This is a genomic window from Actinomadura sp. NPDC049753 (assembly GCF_040674655.1).
Classification (GTDB): domain Bacteria; phylum Actinomycetota; class Actinomycetes; order Streptosporangiales; family Streptosporangiaceae; genus Spirillospora; species Spirillospora verrucosospora.
The window spans coordinates 23,739-40,943 of sequence record NZ_JBFARL010000054.1 but is presented as its reverse complement, the minus strand read 5'-3'; the positions used below and the strand labels follow the sequence as shown (position 1 = coordinate 40,943).

At 73.6% G+C, this 17,205-nt stretch carries 17 protein-coding genes and 1 pseudogene; 11 read left to right on the top strand and 7 right to left on the bottom strand.

From position 1 onward, the window contains the following. Positions 1-184: 184 nt before the first annotated feature. Genes AB0K37_RS16815 through AB0K37_RS16795 form a run of 5 tightly spaced genes read left to right on the top strand, consistent with a single transcriptional unit; the run spans position 185 to position 2,888 of the window. A complete protein-coding gene (locus tag AB0K37_RS16815) occupies positions 185-337 on the top strand; it encodes a hypothetical protein (protein WP_363981300.1) in 153 nt (50 codons plus the stop codon). Beyond that, a complete protein-coding gene (locus AB0K37_RS16810) occupies positions 334-768 on the top strand; it encodes a roadblock/LC7 domain-containing protein (protein WP_345184995.1) in 435 nt (144 codons plus the stop codon). The genes AB0K37_RS16815 and AB0K37_RS16810 overlap by 4 nt, the downstream gene beginning before the upstream one ends. After that, complete coding sequence (locus AB0K37_RS16805) at positions 765-1,121, top strand: DUF742 domain-containing protein (protein ID WP_345184993.1); 357 nt, start codon at positions 765-767, stop codon at positions 1,119-1,121. The genes AB0K37_RS16810 and AB0K37_RS16805 overlap by 4 nt, the downstream gene beginning before the upstream one ends. Continuing rightward, complete coding sequence (locus AB0K37_RS16800) at positions 1,099-1,695, top strand: ATP/GTP-binding protein (RefSeq protein WP_363981296.1); 597 nt, start codon at positions 1,099-1,101, stop codon at positions 1,693-1,695. The genes AB0K37_RS16805 and AB0K37_RS16800 overlap by 23 nt, the downstream gene beginning before the upstream one ends. Further along, positions 1,692-2,888 carry a cytochrome P450 gene (locus AB0K37_RS16795; protein WP_363981293.1) on the top strand — a complete coding sequence of 399 codons (1,197 nt, stop codon included), beginning with the start codon at positions 1,692-1,694 and terminating at the stop codon, positions 2,886-2,888. Before AB0K37_RS16800 ends, AB0K37_RS16795 begins: the two co-directional genes overlap by 4 nt. Here AB0K37_RS16795 and AB0K37_RS16790 read toward each other — a convergent pair. Next, positions 2,857-4,260, bottom strand: coding sequence for an SPFH domain-containing protein (locus AB0K37_RS16790; protein WP_363981290.1), 1,404 nt, complete (start codon positions 4,258-4,260; stop codon positions 2,857-2,859). The two genes, AB0K37_RS16795 and AB0K37_RS16790, sit on opposite strands and share 32 nt — an antisense overlap. Before the next feature lie 142 nt (positions 4,261-4,402). Between AB0K37_RS16790 and AB0K37_RS16785 the strand changes: the two are divergent. Beyond that, positions 4,403-6,085: pseudogene (locus tag AB0K37_RS16785) on the top strand (cytochrome c oxidase assembly protein); the annotation flags it as partial. A 50-nt stretch (positions 6,086-6,135) separates the two neighbouring features. Here the strand turns inward: AB0K37_RS16785 and AB0K37_RS16780 are convergent. From AB0K37_RS16780 to AB0K37_RS16760, 5 genes are all read right to left on the bottom strand, one after another. Then, positions 6,136-7,464, bottom strand: coding sequence for an HD domain-containing phosphohydrolase (locus AB0K37_RS16780; RefSeq protein ID WP_363981287.1), 1,329 nt, complete (start codon positions 7,462-7,464; stop codon positions 6,136-6,138). Positions 7,465-7,474: 10 nt separating this feature from the next. After that, positions 7,475-8,824: an HD-GYP domain-containing protein gene (locus AB0K37_RS16775; RefSeq protein WP_363981284.1), complete on the bottom strand. Its 1,350-nt coding sequence runs from the start codon at positions 8,822-8,824 to the stop codon at positions 7,475-7,477. A 550-nt stretch (positions 8,825-9,374) separates the two neighbouring features. Beyond that, the gene (locus AB0K37_RS16770; RefSeq protein ID WP_363981281.1) at positions 9,375-10,301 is read right to left on the bottom strand and encodes an NAD-dependent epimerase/dehydratase family protein; all 927 of its coding nucleotides are present in this window, start codon (positions 10,299-10,301) and stop codon (positions 9,375-9,377) included. A 19-nt stretch (positions 10,302-10,320) separates the two neighbouring features. After that, the gene (gene rsrA / locus AB0K37_RS16765) at positions 10,321-10,641 is read right to left on the bottom strand and encodes a mycothiol system anti-sigma-R factor (RefSeq protein WP_363981278.1); all 321 of its coding nucleotides are present in this window, start codon (positions 10,639-10,641) and stop codon (positions 10,321-10,323) included. After that, a complete protein-coding gene (locus tag AB0K37_RS16760) occupies positions 10,638-11,423 on the bottom strand; it encodes a sigma-70 family RNA polymerase sigma factor (protein WP_363981275.1) in 786 nt (261 codons plus the stop codon). Before AB0K37_RS16760 ends, rsrA begins: the two co-directional genes overlap by 4 nt. Before the next feature lie 191 nt (positions 11,424-11,614). Between AB0K37_RS16760 and AB0K37_RS16755 the strand changes: the two genes are divergently transcribed. Continuing rightward, positions 11,615-12,409 carry a methyltransferase domain-containing protein gene (locus AB0K37_RS16755; protein WP_363981307.1) on the top strand — a complete coding sequence of 265 codons (795 nt, stop codon included), beginning with the start codon at positions 11,615-11,617 and terminating at the stop codon, positions 12,407-12,409. A gap of 154 nt (positions 12,410-12,563) precedes the next feature. Here the strand turns inward: AB0K37_RS16755 and AB0K37_RS16750 are convergent, their stop codons facing one another. After that, positions 12,564-13,358: an SOS response-associated peptidase gene (locus AB0K37_RS16750; protein ID WP_363981272.1), complete on the bottom strand. Its 795-nt coding sequence runs from the start codon at positions 13,356-13,358 to the stop codon at positions 12,564-12,566. Between the two features lie 52 nt (positions 13,359-13,410). On the opposite strand from AB0K37_RS16750, the gene AB0K37_RS16745 reads away from it, so the two are divergent. The 4 genes from AB0K37_RS16745 to aroA all read left to right on the top strand — a co-directional run bounded on the left by AB0K37_RS16745 (position 13,411) and on the right by aroA (position 17,200). Then, the gene (locus AB0K37_RS16745) at positions 13,411-14,445 is read left to right on the top strand and encodes a DoxX family membrane protein (RefSeq protein ID WP_363981269.1); all 1,035 of its coding nucleotides are present in this window, start codon (positions 13,411-13,413) and stop codon (positions 14,443-14,445) included. A 210-nt stretch (positions 14,446-14,655) separates the two neighbouring features. Next, positions 14,656-15,147, top strand: coding sequence for a sigma-70 family RNA polymerase sigma factor (locus AB0K37_RS16740; protein WP_218826252.1), 492 nt, complete (start codon positions 14,656-14,658; stop codon positions 15,145-15,147). Then, positions 15,144-15,869 carry a zf-HC2 domain-containing protein gene (locus tag AB0K37_RS16735; protein ID WP_363981266.1) on the top strand — a complete coding sequence of 242 codons (726 nt, stop codon included), beginning with the start codon at positions 15,144-15,146 and terminating at the stop codon, positions 15,867-15,869. The genes AB0K37_RS16740 and AB0K37_RS16735 overlap by 4 nt, the downstream gene beginning before the upstream one ends. Before the next feature lie 59 nt (positions 15,870-15,928). Continuing rightward, positions 15,929-17,200, top strand: a complete 1,272-nt coding sequence (gene aroA, locus AB0K37_RS16730) for a 3-phosphoshikimate 1-carboxyvinyltransferase (RefSeq protein WP_363981263.1) — start codon at positions 15,929-15,931, stop codon at positions 17,198-17,200. The last annotated feature ends 5 nt before the right edge of the window (positions 17,201-17,205 follow it).

Here is a 17,205-nt window from a genome sequence, read left to right as displayed (position 1 = left end):
GTCCGCTGACGTTGCCGTCACCGTTGCCGTCGACGGCTCAGAAGCCCCACCAGAACAAACTCTAGTGGGGATTCCGGCGATATAACTACTTTGCGCCGCCGCCCCCGCCACCCCCGGCGGGCTGCCGAAACGCACCCGCGTCGCGGTCGCCGAACGCCCCGCCGGAGAACAAGAGCCGCCCGCCGTGCCGGACGCGGGGGCGCCGCCGCCGCTCAGGCCGGCCCGGGAGACCGCCGCGGGCCTCGGCGCCTGGCAGCGCGGGACGCGGTCCGGCCGCGCTTCGACGCCGTCCGACGGTGAGGGCCCCGGCATCGAGAGCAAGGACCTGCGGCCATGAACGAGGGATGGAACGGCGCGATGGACGACGGTACGAACCGGCTGGGCTGGATGCTGGACGACGCGCTGCGGATGCCGGAGACCCGCTACGCGATCCTGCTGTCGGCCGACGGGCTGCTCATGGCGCACTCCGAGCGGATCAACCGGGACGAGGCGGAACGGCAGGCCGCCGGCATGGCGGGCCTGCAGTCGCTCGCCCGCAGCACCGCCGAGTTCTGCGGGGACGCCGGCACGACCTGGCGGCAGACCGTGAACGAGTTCGACGACGGGTACGTCTTCCTCGTCGCCGCCGGCCCGGGCGCCTACCTGGCGGTGTCGGCGACGCAGCACGTCGACATGGAGACCGTCTCGTTCCGGCTCCAGGAACTCGTGCAGCGGCTGGGCAAGGAGTTGACCACCCCGCCGCGTCCGGGCGCCGGCCGTCCCGCATGACCCCGCGCCGCAGCAGGCGGGCCCTGGTCCGCCCGCACGTCGTCACCGGCGGGCGGGCCCACCCCACCCGCAACGTGTTCGACCTCGTCACCCTCGTGACCGCGACCGGCGACCTGCCGCGCACCGGCCTGTCCCCGGAGAAGACGCGCATCGTCGAGCTGTGCCGCGGCGGCGCGCTGTCGGTGGTCGAGATCTCCGGCCATCTGAGCCTGCCCGTCGGGCTCACCAAGGTGCTGCTGTCCGACCTCGTCGACAGCGGGCACCTCTCCACCCGGGCCGCCGCGCCCTCCGCCCAGCAGTCCAAGGCCCGGCTCCTTCAGGAGGTGCTCGATGGACTCCGCGCTCGCCTCTGAGACCCCCTACCTGCGCGAGAGCGTCCGGACCGCCGTCAAGATCCTCATCGTGGGGCACTTCGCGGTCGGCAAGACCACCTATGTCGGGACGCTCTCGGAGATCCGCCCGCTGCGCACCGAGGAGCGGATGACGCAGGCCGGGGCGGCCGTGGACGACCTCGCCGGCATCAGGGACAAGACGACCACGACCGTCGCGATGGACTTCGGCCGCCTCACCCTCAGCGACGAGCTCGTGCTGTACCTGTTCGGGGCGCCGGGGCAGCAGCGCTTCACCCGGCTGTGGGACGACCTCGCGCGCGGCGCCCTCGGCGCGCTGATCCTGGTGGACACCGCCCGCCTCCAGGAGTCGTTCGCCGTCATGGACATCGTGGAGAAGCAGGGCCTGCCGTACGCGGTCGCCGTCAACCACTTCGAGGGCGCGCCGCGGTTCCCCGAGGCCGAGGTGCGCGAGGCCCTCGACCTCACGCCGTCGACGCCGCTCGTCAGCTGCGACGCCCGCGACCGCGTCTCCTCGACCGAGGCGCTCATCTCCCTCGTCGACCACCTCCTCACCCTGGACGGGGAGCAGCCATGACCATCGACCGCACCGCGACCGGACGCGTCCCGCTGTACGGGCCGGAGTTCGCCAGGGACCCGCAGGGCACCTACGCCCGGATGCGCGAGTACGGCGACCTCGCGCCCGTCGAGCTGGCGCCGGGCGTGCCGGCGACGCTCGTCCTCGGCTACGACGCCGCCCTGGAGATCCTGCGCGACCCGGCCACGTTCCCGCGCTGCAGCGAGGTGTGGGAGGAGGCGGTCGGCCCCGAGTGCCCGGTGCTGCCGATGATGATGTCGCGGCCCAACGCGCTGTTCACCAACGGCGCCGTGCACGCCCGCCTCCGATCGGTGATCGTCGACAGCCTGGACCGGGTCGACCCGGTGTCGCTGCGCGAGAACGTCGAGCGCAGCGCCGACACCCTCATCGACCGGTTCAGCGGCGACGGCAAGGCCGACATCCTCGGCCAGTACGCCCGCATGCTGCCGCTGCTGGTGTTCAACGAGCTCCTCGGCTGCACGCCCGAGATCGGCGACAAGCTCCTGCGCGGCATGAACGCCATCTTCGACACCGTCTCCGCCGAGGAGGGCAACGCGCTGCTCGGGGAGGCGGCCGGCGAGCTGATCGCGTACAAGCGCGCCAACCCGGGCGCGGACGTGACGTCCTGGATGCTGAGCCACCCCGCCGGGCTCGACGACCTGGAGACGACCCACCAGGTCATCCTGCTGATGGGGGCCGGCACCCAGCCGGAGCAGAACATCATCGCCAACGGCATCCTGCTGCTGCTCTCCGACGACCGGTTCGGCGGCGACCTGTCCGGCGGCGCCCTGCCCGTCGAGGACGCGCTCGACGAGATCCTCTGGACCGACCCCCCGATCGCCAACTACGCGTCGATCTTCCCCCGCCAGGACGTCGACTTCCACGGGTACCGGCTGCCCGCCCACCAGCCGATCCTGATCAGCTACGCCGCCGCGAACACCGACCCGTCCCGGAGCATCGCCGACCGCCGCGGCAACCGCGCCCACCTGTCGTACGCGGGCGGCCCGCACAGCTGCCCGGCCAGGAGCCACTCCCGGCTCATCGCGTCCGTCGCGATCGAGAAGCTCCTCGACCGGCTGCCGGACGTGGAGCTGGCCGTCCCCGTGGAACACCTGGAATGGCGGCCGGGCCCGTTCCACCGGGCCCTCACCGCCCTCCCGGTCACCTTCCCTCCGGACCGGGCCCTTCCGTAGCGGCGCGCAGCGCGCCGATGACGGCGGCGAGCTGCGTGACCAGGCCGGCGACGCCGGCCTGGTCGGCGCCGTTGACGGTGACGGTGCGCAGCTCGTCCGGCTTGGGCAGCCTCGCCATGATCTCCGGCAGCGACGCGATGAGCCGCGCCTGGACGGCCGCGGGCGTCCGCTCGTTCTCCAGCGCGGCGCGGGCGGCGTCCCGCTCCAGGTCGAGCAGCGCCTGCTCGTGCCGCGACCGGGCCCGCAGGTCGGCGAGGGCAAGCTCGCCCTCGGTGCGCAGCCGGGCCAGCTCGTGGTCGCGCTCGATGCGCAGCCGGCCCGTCTCGGCCTCCTCCTCGTGCCGCTCGCGCTCCATCCGCAGCGCGTGCCGGGTGGTCTCGGTCTGGAGCTCGGCGAACTCGCGGGAGTCGTCGTGCTCGCGCCGGGTGCGGCGCAGCTTCTCGGCCGCCTCGGTGTCGAACAGCTGCGACTCGTTGCGGGCGCGCAGCTCGGCGAGCTCGCGCTCGTGCTCCAGCCGCTGCGTCTCCTTGATCCGCGCGGCGGCCATCTCGCGCTGCGCGACGGCCTCCTCGGCCTCCAGCTCCGCCAGCCGCGCGATCTGCCCCTGCTCGGCCCGGTAGGGCTTCTGCAGGTTCTCCCAGAGCCGCGACGAGCTGACCACGGCCTCCTTGATCTGCACCGTGACGATCCGCAGGCCGAGCCCCTGGTCGCTGTTGTCCTCGCCCTCGGCGACCGCGCGCAGCCGGGCCGTCAGCTCCTCGATGATCGGCTGCTTGTCGCTGAGGACGTCGCGCACCCCCATCGTGGCGACCTTGTCCTTGATCGCCGCCTCGGCCTGCTCGCGGAGCTGGAGGTTCACCAGCCGCATCGGGTCGTCGCCGCCGAAGTCGAGCTTGCGGTAGGCGGTGCCGAAGTCCTGGATGATCCACTGCACGTAGCCCTGAACGAGCACGCCCTGCAGCTCCCGGCAGATGCAGTACGCGTTGATCAGGATCGTCTGCGTCGCGCCCGGCACCACGAGGAAGGAGTCGGTGGACGGGTTGAAGCGGAACGACACCCCGAGGCCGATGTGCAGCGGTTCGGCGCGCCCGCGCCGGGTGTGGACGACGAACGCGTTCGGCGGGACGAGCACGTTCCTCCATCGCCAGAACCCGCTGATCCGCACGTCCACCGGACCCGGGCCGGGGCGGTCGGCGGGCGCCGCGCCGCCGAGCGCGCGGTCGCGCTTGGCCAGCGGTCCCGGCGCCGGGACCGCGCCGGGCGCGCCGGGAGGCGGCGGCGGGGAGCGCCGCGCCTTCAGGTCGTCCTCCAGCACCGCCTGCTGCGCGACGACCTTGTCCAGATAACTGTTGCCCTGGTCTGAGGCGCTCATCTCGCTCCCCCGGAATTCGGTGTGGCCGATACATTAATGAACCTTTTGCTTTGATGCGTGCGTATTTGCGGTCGTGGCAGCACATGAGGCGACGGCGACGCGCGAAGGGAAACGGCGGGAAGCGGCCGGGACGGACCTGCCGATGCTCGCGCTCGGAGCGGGAGCGATCGCGCTGGTCGTCCTCGCGCTCGCCGTGCGGCTCGGCGGCGCGTTCGGCGAGGCCGCGGCGCCGGGGCTCTCCCAGGCGGGCGCGCTGGCCAAGACCGGCCTGGTGACGGCGCGGCTGGGCGGCGACGCCGCCGCCGTCCTGACGGTCGGGTGGCTGCTGGTCGCGGCCGTGTTCGTGCCCGGCACGCACGCCGCGCGGAGGTGCCTGCGCGCCGCGTCGCTCACCGCCGCGGCCTGGGCGGCGTGCACGCTGGCGCTGATCGTGTGCACCGTCCTGGACCTGTTCGGCGTGGGCGTCACCAAGGTCACCGGCGACATGATGCGGATGTTCCTCGTCGAGCTGCCGCAGGGGCGGGCCCTGTTCCTCGTCCTCGCCGCCGCGGTCGCCGTGTCGGTCGCGGCGAGGCTCCCCCGCGCCGCCGGCGGGGCCGGGTACCTGCTGGCGGGCGCGCTCGCCGGGATGCTGCCGCCGCTGTTCACCGGGCACGCCGCGAGCGGCGCGAACCACGCCCTCGCCGTCTACAGCCTGGTCGCCCACATCGCGGGCGTCGCGCTGTGGACCGGCGGCCTGGTCGCCCTGGTCACCCTCGCCCCGGCGGTCGGCGACCGGCTCCCCCGCGTCGCCGAGCGCTACAGCCGGCTGGCGCTGGTGTCGTTCGCCGTCGTCGGCGCCAGCGGCGCGGTCAACGCGTGGGTGCGGCTCGGCGGCCCCCACCTCGGGTCGCGTTACGGGGCGCTGGTCGTCGCGAAGGCCGCCGCGCTCGCCGTCCTCGGCGCGATCGGCCGGCGGCACCGCCGCGCCACCCTGCCCGCCCTCGGCGGCGGGAAGGGCGCGCGGCCCTTCCTGCGGCTCGCCGCCGTCGAGATCCTCGTGATGGCGGCGGCGATGGCGCTCGCGACCGGCCTGTCCCGCACGCCGCCGCCGGAGGTCGCGCCGGGCACGCTGGACGCCGTCGCGCTGCGGCTCGGGTTCCCGCTGCCCGGTCCCGCCGGGGCCGGGCCGCTTCTGCTCGACTGGTGGATCGACCCGCTGTTCCTCGTGCTCGTCGTCGGCGGCGCCGTCCTGTACGGGACGGGGGTCGCGCGGGTGCGCGGCTGGCCGCCCCGGCGGAGCCTGTCCTGGGCCGCCGGGCTTCTCGTCGTCCTTCTCGCCTCCTGCGGAGGGATCTCCCGGTACAGCATGGTCCTGTTCAGCGCCCATGCCGTCCAGCACGTTCTGATCGGCCTGGTGGCGCCGGTGCTGCTGCTCCACGGGGCGCCTCTGCGGCTGGCGCTGGAGGCGACGCGCGGCGAGGGCAGGGCCTTGCTCGCCGCCGCTGCCGGAAGCCGGGGACTCAGGGTGCTCACGGACCCGGCCGCCGCGTCCGTGCTGCTCCTGCTCAGCCTCTACGGGTTCTACGGCTCGCCGCTGTTCGGGGCGTCCCTCGGCAACCACGCCCTGCACTCGCTGGCGCTGGCCGCCTTCCTGGCCGTCGGGCTCGCCTACTTCCACGGGACGACCGGGACGCCGATGCCGTTCGCCCTCCTGCCGCTCCACGCCATCGCCGGGACCGCCCTGGCGCGGAACGGGAACGTCCTCGGCGGCTGGTACGAGCACCTCGACCGCCGCTGGGGCGCGTCACCGCTGGAGGACCAGCACTTCGGCGCCCTGCTGCTGGTGACTGCGGCCGCCGCCGTCACCGTCGCCGTGGCGGCGGCCCACGGGCTCTACTGGCGGGGCCCCCGGTCCACGACCCGGCTGAGCGCCTCCACCACCGTCGGGTCGTACTCGGAGGCCGAGTCCAGCCGCAGCCTCTCCAGCACGGCCGCGCCCCGGTCGCGGTCGGCGGAGTCGCCGACCAGGTCGTCGTAGGCGTTGGCGACCTTGATGATGCGGCCGGCGAGCGGCGGCGGGAGCGGCCGCTCCCCGGAGTCCCCGGACGGCTCGCGCCCCGTCCGGTAGGGATGCGACGACAGCTGGACGATGTGCGCGACCCGGTCCAGGACACCGGTCTGCTTGATCACCTCGGCGCCGAGCTCGGCGATGCGGCGCTGCTCGGCCGGGGACGCCAGCACCGTCGCGCCGCCCGGGATCGGGTCGCCGAGCGACAGCTGCCCGATGTCGTGCATGAGGGCGGCGTACTCCAGTTCGAGCAGCTCCTCCTCCGACATCCCGAGCTCGCGCCCCATCGCCACCGCGAGCTTGGACACCCGGTGCGAGTGCCCCGCCTCCACGTAGCCGCCGACCTCGGTGACGCGCGACAGCGCCCGGACGGTCTGCAGGTAGGTGGCGCGGATCCCGGCGTAGCGGCGGAACGCGAACTGCGTCACCAGGATCGGCACCGTGAAGATCAGCAGCGCGGCCTCGCCCATCGCCGTCGTGGAGACCGCGATGAGCATGGCGGTCGCGCTGGTCGCGGCGCACAGCGCCATCTTCGCGTCGATCTCGTCGCGCAGCGCGATGCCGAACCGCGCCCGCACGGCCTCCGCGCGGATCATCGCGGCGATCAGCATGTCGGTGAAGCAGGACAGCACCACCACGAAGCACATGACGGCCAGCAGCAGCTGCCAGGGCAGGTGCAGGGACAGCAGCGGCCGGAAGCACAGCGCGACGACCGCGACCGTGAACAGCCGCCGCGCCATCGCGTCGGGCCGCGGCGACCGGCCGACCGCGATGTGCGGCAGCGAGCCGACCAGCATCCCGGCCGCGGTGACCGCGACGACCTGGAGCGCGGAGTGCTCGGCGGCCACGACGCCGAGCGGCGCGTCCGGCGCGGCGCCCTCCGGGCCGACGCCGACCAGCATCGCGTACCCCATCGCGCCGGCGCTGGCGATCGGCGCGACCTCCCGGTTGCCCGGCATCACCATGCGGAACAGCTCGCCGAGCGCGATCAGCACGCCGAAGATGATCGCCACGTCGGGCTGGCGCAGCCCGACGGACCCGACCTCGGCGATCGCGACGATCACGAACAGCCCGGCGGTGGCGATCAGCAGGAGCTGGCCGGAGTCGATGGTCTGCCACGCGGCCCGGTCGCGGGCGCGCGCCTCCCCGGTCACCGTCGCCCCCTCACTGGCGCACCTCGTCGCCGCCGGCGACGCGCAGCGGCGCGCTCGGGTCGTCGTGGTCCTGCTGGGTGGTCTCGACGACGTCGTCGTCGGGCAGCACGACCGGCCGCGGCGGCTCCCAGCCCTCCCGTTCCAGCGCCCGCAGGAACGCCTCCACCATCGCGGGGTCGAAGTGGTCGCCCATCCCGCGGCGCAGCTCCTCGACGGCCTCGTCCTTGGTGCGGGCGGCCCGGTAGGAGCGCGTCGAGGTCATCGAGTCGAACGCGTCGGCGACGGAGATGACCCGGGCGAACTCGGGGATCTCGTCGCCCGCGAGGCCCATCGGATAGCCGCGCCCGTCCATCTTCTCGTGGTGGTGCATGATGCCGGCGAGCGCCTCGTCCAGGAAGCCGATCTCGCGGACGATCTCCAGCCCGCGCATCGGGTGCAGCTGGATCGCGGCGAACTCCTCCTCGGTGAGCGAGCCGGACTTCTGCAGCACCTTGGTCGGGACGCCGAGCTTGCCGACGTCGTGCAGCATCCCCGCGTACCGGATGGCCTCGACCCGGTCCGCGCGCATCCCGATCTCCTGGGCGATCATCACCGAGCCGCGGGAGACGCGCTCGGAGTGGCCGCGGGTGTAGAAGTCCTTGGTCTCGACCGCCTGGCACAGCGCGGCGAGCGTCGCGGCGTGCGCCTGCTGCTGCGCGTACGCCTGGTCCATGGCCCAGCGGGCGATGAACAGCGGGAGCAGGACGAGGATCGCCGCGAACAGGCCCACCCGCGGCCAGAGCCCGGCGATCAGCAGGCCGACCATGCCGTAGCCGAGGCAGCCGATCGCGAGCTGCCCGCTCTCGCGCAGGAGCTCGCGCGGCGCGGCCTGCCGGCTGAGCAGCAGCACCCCCGCCATCAGCATCAGGTTCACGAGCACGAAGGCGACCAGCGCGCCGAGGAACGGCCCGATGACGTTCTCGACCCAGCGGGCCTTCTCGGGGTGGAACCGGTCGCCGTCGAGGAGGTTGAACACCGTCCCGGCCATGAAGCCGCTGAGCGCGAACTGCGCGCCGTTGAAGAGCCGCTTGACCGGGGCGAAGATCCGCTGCCCGGTGACCAGCGCGCACAGGCCGAGCAGCGCGGCGCCGACCGGGCCGAGCAGCACCACCGACGCCAGGCTGGCGGCGAAGCTCAGCGACACCCTGGCCCGCGTGATGTTCAGCCGCGCGGGCGCCGAGTCGCAGATCAGGAACAGCAGCGCCAGGACGGCGAGCTTCGTCCAGTCGATATCCGTGAAGGACGACGTCGCGATGAGGCCCGCCGCGAGCGCGACCACACCGCAGACGTACGCCCAGGCAGCGAGAGGTAGTCCACGCATTGCCGCCCCTCGGGGAGTGACGAGTTGGCAGGCCGCCACCGGGCTCACATGTGCCTGCCGGCACCTAGACCCAGGACACGCCCTTGGTCATCATCAGCGACGACGACGACGGGACGCTCGGGCGCCGCCCGTGTCCATGCGGTGTCACGCGCTTGTGCATGGCTCCTTGCCTCCCCCCAGCCGAGCCGGGCCGGCCGGCCTCGCGGCCGGCCACCGGGACCGGCGTCGGTCCAGGTCTCCCGGGCGAGCACGTACCCCGAATTCCTCGGAGTGCACGCGCTCCGTCACTGATTTCGGCATAAGCCTAACGCGGACTGCCCAGGTCACACAGGCGTGCAGGAAAACGTGAGCAAAGCGTGAACCAATCGTCACCTTAGGTGATCAATTGTCCTGGTTGAAAATCCAATCATCGCCGCTCAATCCAGCCTGCACAAACCGGCTGCACAATCCCGCTGCACAATCTCAATGCACGTGCATCCGCAAATGCATCCACGTCATTTCCTAAAGGTCGGCGAAACGAGGCCCCGAAGCTTGAGGAAGCGGAGACCAATCAGCGGCGCACGGGGTTCCGTTCCCGCGCCCAGGCGACCGTCTCCGCAAGCCCTTCGGACAGTCCGACCGCCGGCTTCCAGCCGAGCGCCTCCCGCGTCGGGCCCGGATCGACCGACATCGCCGGCAGGTCTCCCAGCCGGGCCGGGGCGAACTCCGGGTCGTCCGGCGCCCCCGCCGCCTCGGCGACGAGCGCGTGCAGCTCGCGGTCGGTCGTCTGCAGGCCGGTGCCCACGTTCAGGCGCAGCCCGCCGCCCGCCTCGCCCGCGGCCCGGGCGTACGCGTCGACCACGTCCCCCACGTAGACGTAGTCGCGGGTCTGGGTGCCGTCGCCGAAGACCCTGGTCGGGCGGCCCGCCAGCAGCGCGTCCGTGAAGATCGAGACGACCCCCGCCTCGCCCTCCGGCGTCTGCCGCGGCCCGTAGACGTTCGCCAGCGTCAGCGTCGTGAAGTCGATCCCGTGCAGCCGCCGGTACATCCCGGCGTACACCTCGCCGGCGACCTTCGAGGCCGCGTACGGCGACGCGGGACGCAGCTCGGCGTCCGGCGGGACGGGCAGCGCGTCCGGCACCCCGTACACGGCGCAGCTGGAGGTGAACACGACCTTGCGGGCCCCCGCCGCCCGCGCGGCCTCCAGGACGTTGGCCGTCCCGACCACGTTGGTGCGGGCGTCGCCCAGCGGGTCGCCCACGCTGACCCGCACGCTCACCTGCGCGGCGAGATGGAAGACCACCTCGGGGCGGCGGACCGCCGCCCGCTCGGCGAGCGCCGGGTCGGCGACGTCCATCTCCCACAGCTCGACCCCGGGCCGGGCGTTCGCGCCCGACGACATGTCGTCCACTCCCACGACCTCGTGGCCGTCCGCGAGGAGCCTGTCGACGAGATGGGACCCGATGAATCCGGCCGCGCCGGTGACGAGTGTCAGCACACCGGAAAGATACCGGTGGTCAGGCGCTCTCCGGCTTGCCGGCGCCACCGGACGCCGGGACCTCGCCGGCCCCGGACGCCTGGATCTCGCCGCAGATCTCCTCGATGCGGCCGAGCACCTTGGCGCGCAGGTCGGTCGGGGCCTGCTCGCACCCGCACGACTTGCTCACGAGCTTCTTGACGGCCTCTTCGAGGCCGTACTCGCGCAGGCACGGGCCGCACTCGTCGAGGTGCTGGCGCACCTCGCCGCAGCCGCCCTGGTCGAGCTCGCCGTCGAGGTAGGTGTACACGCGGGCGAGCACCTCGTCGCAGGGCGTGTCGTGGTGGTTGCCGCAGCTCATGTCGACCCCCTGCTCGCGCGGGTGAGCCCGCGCTCGTCGGCGTAGTCCTCAAGCATGCCGCGCAGCTGGCGCCGGCCCCGGTGCAACCGGGACATCACCGTGCCGATGGGCGTGCCCATGATCTCGGCGATCTCCTTGTAGGCGAACCCCTCGACGTCGGCGAGGTAGACGGCGATCCGGAACTCCTCCGGCAGTTCCTGGAGCGCCCGCTTGACGTCGGAGTCGGGCAGGTGCTCCAGCGCCTCGGCCTCGGCCGACTTCAGACCGCTCGACGTGTGCGACTCGGCACGCGCGATCTGCCAGTCCTCGATGTCGTCGGTGGCCGCCTGCTGCGGCTGGCGCTGCCGCTTGCGGTAGGAGTTGATGAACGTGTTGGTCAGGATGCGGTAGAGCCAGGCCTTGAGGTTCGTCCCCTCCTTGAACTGGTGGAAGGACGCGAACGCCTTGGCGAACGTCTCCTGGACGAGGTCCTCGGCGTCGGCCGGGTTGCGCGTCATGCGCAGCGCGGCCGAATACAGCTGGTCCAAGAACGGGAGCACGTCGCGCTGGAAGCGCTCCTGCCGCTGCTCCACGGTCTCCGCGGTGCCCGGTACCTGACCCACCCCCTCGGCTCTGGCGCCCGTGGCCTTGACCGGCCGGGCGGCGCCGTACCCCTCAGACGATATCGACCCCACAGACGATATCGGTCCGCGCGGCCCTCCGACGCGGGCGGGGGCCCGCGCGTCGCCGCGGGGCGCCGCCGTGCCGGCTCTCCGCTGCTGATCGGCGACGGCTGTGGTCATCCGGCTCGCACCTCCGCTTTCGCTGCTCTGTGAGAGGGTGCAACACCGGAACGCCCCCGCCGATTCCCGGGCGGGGGCGGGCGCGCCGCGACCGTGTCGCCGGGTCCCGTCCCTCACTCAGGGTGATGACCGGCCCCGGACGGGGAAAGATGTGACATACACGGCTAGAACAGGAGCAATTGGTGCACTCGGTGCCTTCGGCGCAACCTTCCGAGCCCACCATCGCCAGCCTGCGGGACACCTCCGGTGACGGGTCAGGGGACTCCCTGGCGCGCTACTGGACCTTCTACGAGGCGGTGGCGGACGCCCAGCTCGCCCGGTGGCTGCCGCGCAGGCCGTCCCGCGTGCTCGACATCTCGGGCGGGCAGGGGCACAGCGCCGCCCGCGCGGCCGCGGCGGGCCACACGGTGCTGGAGGTGCGCGACCCCGAACGCCGGGGCCGTCCGGCGCCGGGGCGCCCCGGCGGCGCGGGGCGGACCGCCCCCACGGTCCCGGTGGTCGCCGACTCCGGCACCCTGTCCTACCTCGCCGACGCCTGCGTCGACGCCGTGATCGCCGAGAACCGCGTGCTGTCGCGGCACCTGGCCACCGAGGCCACGATCAGCGAGATCGCCCGCGTGCTGCGCCCCGGCGGCCGGGTCCTGCTGTGCGTCGACTCCCTCACCCTCGGCATGGCGCTGCTGGCCGAGCGCAACTACTGGGCGCACCTGTCGGACGTCCCCAGCGCCGAGGTCGTCCTCGTGCCCTGGCCGGACGGGACGATCACCCGCTCGTTCTCCTCGCACCAGCTCCGCGAGCTGCTCGCCGACGCCGGCCTGGAGGTCGAGTGGATCCGGCCGCGCACGGTGCTGTCCCCCTCGACCGTCGAGCACGTCCTCGGCGAGTCCCCGCGGGCGCTGCAGCGACTCGTCCGCACGGAGATGGGCGCACGCCAGACCGACGAGTCGCTCGGCATCCACCTCCTGGCCAGCGCCCGGCTGCGCTAGCCGGCGCGCCACGCCGTCACGCCGTCACGCCGTCACGCCGTCACGCCGTCACGCCGTCACGCCGTCACGCGGTCACGCTGCCGGTGGCGGAATTGTCGCGCCCGGGGCGCTCCCCGAGCGGAATGGCGCCGGGCCCCTCCGGCGCGGCCCCGCGTCAGAAGAGCCCCTCGGAATGGTTGCCGGAACCATCCCCGGAATTTGCCGGTTCTATAAGTTCCGGGCCGTTGTTCCGCACGTTGTTGACGGCCTTCGAGACGGGATAGGCGTCCATTGTCCCGGCCATGGCGGGAACGAGGAGGCCGCGCACCTGCTCGGTGTCGGTGAGCGCGGGGTCGAGCCAGGCGTCCCACCGGTCCGGTTCGACGACCATCGGCATCCGGTCGTGGATGCGGCCGAGGTCGTCCGGCGCGTTGGTGGTGATGACGGTGCAGGTCCACACCCACTCGTCCTCGGGTGACTTCCACAACTCGTACAAGCCCGCCATCGCCATGACCGCGCCGTCCTTGGGACGGATGAAGTACGGCTGCTTCTGCGGCTTCCTCTTCGCCTTCTTCTCCCCCTCTGCCGGGTCGCCCCCGTCGCCCTGGTCCTGCAGCGTGTACCACTCGAAGTAGCCGTCGGCGGGCAGCAGGCAGCGCCGCCTGGCGAACGCCCGGCGGTAGGACGGCTTCTCGTGCACCGTCTCGACCCGAGCGTTGATCATGCGCGACCCGATGGACAGGTCCTTGGCCCAGGACGGCACGAGCCCCCACCGCACCGTGCGCAACTGGCGCACCGCGGCCGCCTCGTCGGGCTCGTCCTTCGGCCGCCGGTCGAGCACGACCGGGACCTGCTTGGTGGGAGCGACGTTGTAGTCGGCCTGAATGTCCCCGTCCGCCGCGTCGAGCTGCACCTGGAACTCGTCCAGCAGCTCCTGCCGCGCGCGGGAGGTGGCGTAGCGTCCGCACATGGGTCCCATCCTGCCGCGCTTGAGGCGCGGCGCGCTGGGCATGTAGCGGGCTATGCGACCCTTCACGACCCTGGCCCGCCCGTTCGTGGCGGCGCCGTACATCATGACCGGCCTGGAGGCACTCCGCGACCCGCGCGAACGCGCCGAGCGGGTGGGCCCGGCCGTCAAGCCGGTCGCCGACCGGATCGACTGGCTGCCGAAGGACCCCGAGACCCTCGTCCGCTTGCAGGGCGCGCTCAGCCTCGGCACCGGCGCGCTGCTGCTGACCGGGAAGTTCCGGCGGCTCACGACGCTGGTGCTCGCCGCCCAGCTCGTCCCCGCGCTGGCGACCGAGCACCGCTACTGGACCGAGGACGACCCCGAACGCCGCGCGAACGAGCGCTCCCACCTGCTGAAGAACGCCGGCATGTTCGGCGCGCTGCTGATGGTGGCGACCGAGCCCCGCCGCGCGCCGCGCACGGCCGAGCTGCGCCGCGCCGTGCGGGAGACGCAGATCAGGAGCGGCGCGGAGGCCAAGGCGATGCGCCGCGAGGCCGCCGCGACGCTGCGGGAGGCGCGCCGCGAGGCGTCCCGGCAGGTTCGCGTCGCCCGCGCCGAGGGCGGGCGCAAGGCCGCCAAGGCGTCCGGCCGCGCCAAGTCCGCCAAGTCCGGCGGCATGTTCCGGCTGGGCAAGGCGGGTGGCAAGGCGGGCGGCGCGCTCACGGCGGCCGGGGCGGCGAGCGGCGCGCTGAAGGCCGGCAAGGCGGGCGGCAAGGCCGGAGGCAAGGCGGCCCGCAAGGCCGGCGGCGCGCTCAGGAGCGCGGGCGCGGGCGGCGCCCTCATGGCGGGCAAGGCGGCCGAGAAGGCCGGTAAGGCCCGGGGCAGGAAGAAAAGCGGCAGGGCAGGCGGGGCGCTCAAGGGCGCCCTGGCCGCGGGGAGCGCGTTCAAGCTCGGCCGCGCTTCCAAGCCGAGCAAGGCCGCGCGGGCGGGCCAGGCCGTGAAGGCCGGGACGGCGACACAGGCGGCGAAGGCCGCCAAGGCCGGCCGGGTGGTCAAGGCCGGAACCGCCGCGCAGGCGGGCAAGGCTCTGCACGCTGTCAAACGCTGACTTCCCGAAGAGAACCTTAAAAGAGTCTCAAGGGCGTTGAACCAGAGGCCGGGGCGGTCCCGTACTGCCAGATGACCGCCCTTCCAGCACGACGGAGACGCCCCGGCCATGGCAGTTCCCGGATCGACCGGCCGCCCCGGCGGCGGCCTGCGGAGCCTGCTCCGCCGCCCCGGCGCGGCGCGGGCCGCGCAGACCGCGGCCGACGAGGAGATGGCGGCCGAGCTGTACCGCGAGTACCATCGGCCCCTCCTCGCGTTCGTCCTGCGGCTGACGGGCGGTGACCGCCCGTGGGCCGAGGACGTGGTGCAGGAGACCATGATCCGGGCTTGGCGCAGCGCGGACCGGCTCGACGACCGGACGTCCTCGCTGATGCCGTGGCTGGCCACGGTCTCCCGGCGTATCGTGATCGACAACCGGCGGCAGCGCGAGGTCAGGCCGCCGGAGGTCGGCGACGGGCCCCTGGAGAACCTCCCGATGGCGGACGAGATGGACGCGCTGCTGCGCAAGGTCGTGGTGACCGAGGCGCTGGAGTCGCTCTCCCCCGCGCACCGGCAGGCGCTGACGGAGACGGTGCTGCGCGACCGGACGGTGAACCAGGCCGCCGAGCACCTCGGCATCCCGGTGGGGACGGTCAAGTCCCGCGTGTACTACGCGTTGCGCGCTTTGAGGGTCGCCTTGGAGGAGAGGGGTGTGACGTCATGAGTTCCCAGGTCGAGCACACCGATGTCGGCGCGTACGCGCTGGGCCTTCTCGAAGAGGGCGACCGTCTGGCGTTCGAGGCGCATCTGCGGGGATGCGGGTCGTGCCAGGCCGAGCTCAGGGAGCTGTCCGGGGCGGCCGGCGCCCTGGCCGGGCTGTCGCCCGCGGCGGCCGGGCCGGTCCCGGGCGGGCCCGGATGGGAGGGCGCCGGCGAGCCGTCCGCGCCCCCGGCGCCGGTGATCGACATGATGCGGCGCAGGCGGCGGGCCGATCAGCGGTTCCGGCGCGGCGCGTACCTCGCGGGCACGGCCGCCGCGGCCGCGGCGCTCGCCGCGGGCATCGGCATCGGCGCGGCCGTGAACGACGAGGCCCCCGCCCCGAAACCGCCCGTGACGCAGGCCCTCACCGGCCAGAAGTTCCACGCGGCCAACGCGAGCACGGGCGCGTCCGGCACGGTCGCGCTGGTCGACAAGGGCTGGGGCACGCAGGTCGGGCTGGAGCTGAAGGGCGTCCGGGGGCCGCTGAAGTGCCACCTGGAGGCGGTGTCGCGGACCGGCGAGCGCAGCGTCGTCGCCGGGTGGAGCGTCCCGGACAAGGGCTACGGCGTCCCCGACCAGCCCAAGCCGCTCGTCATGCAGGGCGGGACCGGGCTCAGCCGCCAGGAGATCGGCCACTTCGAGGTCCGCCTGGACGGCGGCGGAACGCTCCTGACGATCCCTCTCTGATCGCGGGGGGCCGCCCGATCGCCCCGCTCCCTCCGTCGACGGCCCGATAACCTTGGGGCATGTCCTCTCCGCACTGGTCCGCCCCGGTCGCCCATGCCCCGGTGGACGCCACCGTGCCGCTGCCCGGCTCGAAGTCGATGACCAACCGGGCGCTGATCCTCGCCGCGCTCGCGGAGGCGCCCACCCGCATCACCCGGCCCCTGCACAGCCGCGACACCGAGCTGATGGCCGGCGCCCTCCGCGCGCTCGGCGCCGGCATCGGGGAGGACTCCGCCGACTGGCAGGTGCTGCCGGGGCGCCTGGAGGGCCCGGCGCGCGTCGACGTCGGGCTGGCGGGGACGGTGATGCGGTTCCTGCCGCCGGTCGCCGCCCTGGCGTCCGGCGAGGTGTTCGTCGACGGCGACCCGCGAGCCCGCGAGCGGCCGATGGGCCCCATCATCACGGCGCTGCGGGCCCTCGGCGCCGAGATCGACGACGGGGGGCGCGACGCGCTCCCGTTCACCGTCCGTGGCTCGGGCTCGGTCGCCGGGGGCGGGGTGACGATCGACGCGTCGGCGTCGTCCCAGCTGGTGTCGGGGCTGCTGCTGGCCGCGCCGCGGTTCGACAAGGGCGTGGAGGTCAGGCACGAGGGGCCGCCGGTCCCGTCGGCGCCGCACCTGGCGATGACCGTCCAGATGCTGCGCGCGGCGGGCGCCGAGGTCGAGGCGCGGCACAACGTCTGGCGCGTGGCGCCCGGTCCGCTGCGCGGCGGCGAGGTGATGATCGAGCCGGACCTGTCGAACGCGGCGCAGTTCCTCGGCGCGGCGCTGGTCACCGGGGGCCGCGTCACCGTCCCGGACTGGCCGGCCGAGACGACCCAGCCCGGCGACGCGCTGCGGGGCCTGCTCGCCGCGATGGGCGCCGAGGTGACCCGCGGGCCGGACGGGCTGACCGTGCGCGGCGGGGACGGGTTCGGCGGCCTGGAGGCCGACCTGCACGAGGTCGGCGAGCTGACGCCGGTGCTCGCGGCCCTCGCGGCGCTGGCCGGCTCGCCGTCCCGGCTGACGGGCATCGCGCACCTGCGCGGCCACGAGACCGACCGGCTCGCCGCGCTGGTCGCCGAGATCAACGGGCTGGGCGGCGACGTCCGGGAGCTGCCCGACGGCCTGGAGATCCGCCCGCGCCCGCTGCGCGGCGGCGTCTTCCGCACCTACGACGACCACCGGATGGTGATGGCGGCGGCCCTGCTCGGATTGGCCGTTCCCGGCATCGAAGTGGAGAATCCGGGCACCGTCGGCAAGACTCTTCCGAACTTCACCCGGCAGTGGACGTCGATGCTGGCGTCCGCCTGACAGCA

Excerpts from the sequence above, each read along its gene's own strand:
- AB0K37_RS16810 (WP_345184995.1), top strand. The coding sequence starts at position 334 with ATGAACGAGGGATGGAACGGCGCGATGGACGACGGTACGAACCGGCTG.
- AB0K37_RS16805 (WP_345184993.1), top strand. The coding sequence starts at position 765 with ATGACCCCGCGCCGCAGCAGGCGGGCCCTGGTCCGCCCGCACGTCGTC.
- AB0K37_RS16800 (WP_363981296.1), top strand. The coding sequence starts at position 1,099 with ATGGACTCCGCGCTCGCCTCTGAGACCCCCTACCTGCGCGAGAGCGTC.
- AB0K37_RS16795 (WP_363981293.1), top strand. The coding sequence starts at position 1,692 with ATGACCATCGACCGCACCGCGACCGGACGCGTCCCGCTGTACGGGCCG.
- AB0K37_RS16790 (WP_363981290.1), bottom strand. The coding sequence starts at position 4,260 with ATGAGCGCCTCAGACCAGGGCAACAGTTATCTGGACAAGGTCGTCGCG.
- AB0K37_RS16775 (WP_363981284.1), bottom strand. The coding sequence starts at position 8,824 with ATGCGTGGACTACCTCTCGCTGCCTGGGCGTACGTCTGCGGTGTGGTC.
- rsrA (WP_363981278.1), bottom strand. The coding sequence starts at position 10,641 with ATGAGCTGCGGCAACCACCACGACACGCCCTGCGACGAGGTGCTCGCC.
- AB0K37_RS16760 (WP_363981275.1), bottom strand. The coding sequence starts at position 11,423 with ATGACCACAGCCGTCGCCGATCAGCAGCGGAGAGCCGGCACGGCGGCG.
- AB0K37_RS16750 (WP_363981272.1), bottom strand. The coding sequence starts at position 13,358 with ATGTGCGGACGCTACGCCACCTCCCGCGCGCGGCAGGAGCTGCTGGAC.
- AB0K37_RS16745 (WP_363981269.1), top strand. The coding sequence starts at position 13,411 with ATGCGACCCTTCACGACCCTGGCCCGCCCGTTCGTGGCGGCGCCGTAC.
- AB0K37_RS16740 (WP_218826252.1), top strand. The coding sequence starts at position 14,656 with ATGGCGGCCGAGCTGTACCGCGAGTACCATCGGCCCCTCCTCGCGTTC.
- AB0K37_RS16735 (WP_363981266.1), top strand. The coding sequence starts at position 15,144 with ATGAGTTCCCAGGTCGAGCACACCGATGTCGGCGCGTACGCGCTGGGC.
- aroA (WP_363981263.1), top strand. The coding sequence starts at position 15,929 with ATGTCCTCTCCGCACTGGTCCGCCCCGGTCGCCCATGCCCCGGTGGAC.